3 protein-coding genes and 1 pseudogene are annotated in these 2,807 nt (G+C 57.3%); 3 read left to right on the plus strand and 1 reads right to left on the minus strand.

The window, feature by feature from the left end; all coding sequences use genetic code 11:
• The 3 genes from FAP39_RS17215 to FAP39_RS17225 all read left to right on the plus strand — a co-directional run.
• A partial coding sequence (locus FAP39_RS17215) for a sugar transferase (RefSeq protein ID WP_138017604.1) occupies positions 1-454 on the plus strand: 454 nt, incomplete at its 5' end.
• Complete coding sequence (locus FAP39_RS17220; protein WP_138017605.1) at positions 451-1,077, plus strand: acetyltransferase; 627 nt, start codon at positions 451-453, stop codon at positions 1,075-1,077. The genes FAP39_RS17215 and FAP39_RS17220, both read left to right, overlap by 4 nt.
• A gap of 3 nt (positions 1,078-1,080) precedes the next feature.
• Complete coding sequence (locus FAP39_RS17225; protein WP_138017606.1) at positions 1,081-2,217, plus strand: DegT/DnrJ/EryC1/StrS family aminotransferase; 1,137 nt, start codon at positions 1,081-1,083, stop codon at positions 2,215-2,217.
• A 303-nt stretch (positions 2,218-2,520) separates the two neighbouring features.
• On the opposite strand, the pseudogene FAP39_RS17720 reads toward FAP39_RS17225, so the two are convergent.
• Positions 2,521-2,807 (minus strand): annotated as a pseudogene (locus FAP39_RS17720) (glycosyltransferase family 2 protein); the annotation flags it as partial.

Below are 2,807 nucleotides of genomic sequence, written 5' to 3' on the forward strand. Positions count from 1 at the left end.
TAAGCCCTTTCAAATGATCAAGTTCCGCACGATGCGCGACGCGATTGACGCCGATGGCCGCCAGCTTCCCGATGCGGAGCGTCTCACCAAGCTTGGCGGTTTCCTGCGCTCCAGCTCGCTCGACGAACTACCCGAACTTTGGAACGTGCTGAAGGGCGAGATGAGCCTCGTCGGCCCGCGTCCACTGCTGATGGAATACCTGCCCCTCTACTCCCCTGAACAGGCCCGCCGCCACGAGGTTCGCCCCGGCGTTACCGGCTGGGCACAAGTGAACGGCCGCAACGCGATCTCTTGGAACGAAAAATTCACGCTCGATATCTGGTATGTCGAAAACCGCAGCCTCCGGCTGGATCTCAAGATCATCTGGCTGACCATTCGCAAGGTGATCAAGCGTGATGGCATTTCCGCCGCGGGCGAGGCCACGATGCCAAAGTTTACGGGGAACGGATCATGAGCCGGTTGATCGGTGTATATGGCGCTGCCGGATGCGGACGCGGGATCATGCCGTTGCTTCGCGCACAATACCCCGCGACCGAACTTGTTTTCATCGACGATGGCCAAGCTCCAGGCTACGTGAACGGCCATGATATTTTGACCTGGACCGACTTTCTAGAACGCCAATCTGGTGAAAAGGCCGTCAGCATCGCGATAGCTGCATCAAAAACTCGCCAAAATCTCGCAGAAAAATGCAGCGCTGCGAAAATTCCTCTGATTGAGGCCCGCGCCGCTTCTGTCGTGCAGATGGATGAAGTCGCAATAGGAGATGGCGCTTGCCTATCACCCTTCGTGACACTGACATCCAACATACGCATTGGCCGCTGCTTTCACGCCAATCTCTATTCCTATGTCGAGCATGATTGCATCATTGGCGATTTCGTCACTTTTGCCCCGGGCGCCAAGGTGAACGGCGATGTCACCGTCGGCGATCACGCCTATATCGGTTCGGGTGCTGTCCTCCGTCAGGGAAACACAATTGGCGCTGGCGCTATCATCGGCATGGGCGCAGTCGTCACCCGTGATGTGCCACCAAATGTTACCGTCGTCGGCAATCCGGCCAAACCTCTAATAAAGGACTGATCCATGCGGATTTACCTCTCTCGCCCCCATATGTCCGGCCGCGAGGAACAGCGCGTTGCCGAAGCCTTCGCCTCGAATTTCGTCGCTCCGCTCGGGCCACAGCTCGATGCCTTTGAGGCCTCTGTGCGCGACTACCTCGGCGCAGACGTGTATTGCGTTGGCCTGTCCTCCGGTTCGGCGGCCCTGCACCTTGCCCTGCGGATCGCCGGTGTCGGCCCCAGTGACGAGGTTTGGATTTCTTCCATGACCTTCGCGGGCGGCATCTTTCCGGTGAATTATCTTGGCGCGAGCCCGCGTTTCTTCGATCTTGATCCCGCAAGCTGGACCCTCGACACCGCACGTCTAGCCGAAGAACTTGCCAAGGCCTCGTCTGAGAACCGGCTCCCCAAGGCCATAGTGCCGACCGATCTCTACGGCCAATCTGCCGATCTTGTCCCGCTTGAGGCCCTTGCCGAGCAATACGGGGTGCGCCTGATCGTCGATAGTGCCGAAAGCCTCGGCGCCTCCTACAAGAACGGCCGCAAAGCCGGCACCGGTGGCGATGCCGCAATCTTGTCCTTTAACGGTAATAAGATCATCACCACTTCTGGCGGCGGAATGCTCGTCACCCGTCACAAGGCCTGGGCCGAGAAAGCAAACTTTCTCGCGACACAGGCGCGCGACCCTGCCCCACATTACGAGCATTCCACCTACGGCTATAATTATCGCCTCTCCAACATCTGCGCCGCCATCGGTTTAGGCCAGATGGAGGTGCTGGACATCCGCGTCGCCCGCCGCCGCGAGATCTTCGCACGTTACAAGTCCGCTCTCTCCCGCCCCGGCATCGCCTTCATGCCCGAGCCAGAGGGATTGCACACAACCCGATGGCTCACAGCTCTGACCATCGACCCAACCGAAACAGGCGTCACGCGCGAAGACATTCGCCTGATGTTGCTAGAACACAAAATCGAGGGCCGCCCACTCTGGAAACCAATGCACATGCAGCCACTCTATGCAGGCGCACCCTACCACGGCGCTGGCGTCGACGAGCGCCTCTTTGCTAATGGTCTCTGCCTACCATCGGGCAGCGACATGACTGATGAGCAGCAGGATGAGGTCATTGGACGCGTATTGGATCTTCTCGACGCCAAAGGTAATTAGCGGCCGCACATACGCGGATTGAGAAGTTGATTCTTTGATAGCTTGTGTTGCGACAAAGGAGACCGTGAACGGACGGACGAGTTTAGCCAATATGCAATACGCATCGCTCTAATCAGTGGGCTAACGCGTGCGCAAGTGGATCAGAACTTTGGGCGCTAGAATATCGACACTAAACAAATGGACCTCGGCGCAAGATTCGGTACCTCAACGAAGAGAGGGAGATCTTTAAAAGGCCTCCCTGTTCTTGGCACGGCTTTGCCAAATGATTTCTCTTGGTCGTCGCAACAGACAAAAATTACCCTGCTAAATACCGCGCAAGTTCGCAATGCGGTTTATCTCTTCCCTGAGGCGTCGGCGGAAACTTCGGACTTGAAACAACGGTTGTGTGCGGATTGACTTACCATATATTCCACCGCGGTGCTCCCATACGCCTGCGGGCGTAAATTGCACACGATGATACAGGCTGGTAGCAGAGAACAAAAATAGGCTGACCACATGCCCGTTCTGAACCAGTTTCTCGGCTTCTTGCCCAAGGCGGCCGCGTTGCCACCAGCGTCCAGATAGGACGGTACCTGGAGGAGTGGAATTGG

The organism is Shimia litoralis (assembly GCF_005518135.1).
Lineage (GTDB): Bacteria > Pseudomonadota > Alphaproteobacteria > Rhodobacterales > Rhodobacteraceae > Shimia_E > Shimia_E litoralis.

Bases quoted from the DNA above. Each gene is read 5' to 3' on its own strand.
- FAP39_RS17225 (WP_138017606.1), top strand. From the start codon at position 1,081: ATGCGGATTTACCTCTCTCGCCCCCATATGTCCGGCCGCGAGGAACAG.
- FAP39_RS17220 (WP_138017605.1), top strand. From the start codon at position 451: ATGAGCCGGTTGATCGGTGTATATGGCGCTGCCGGATGCGGACGCGGG.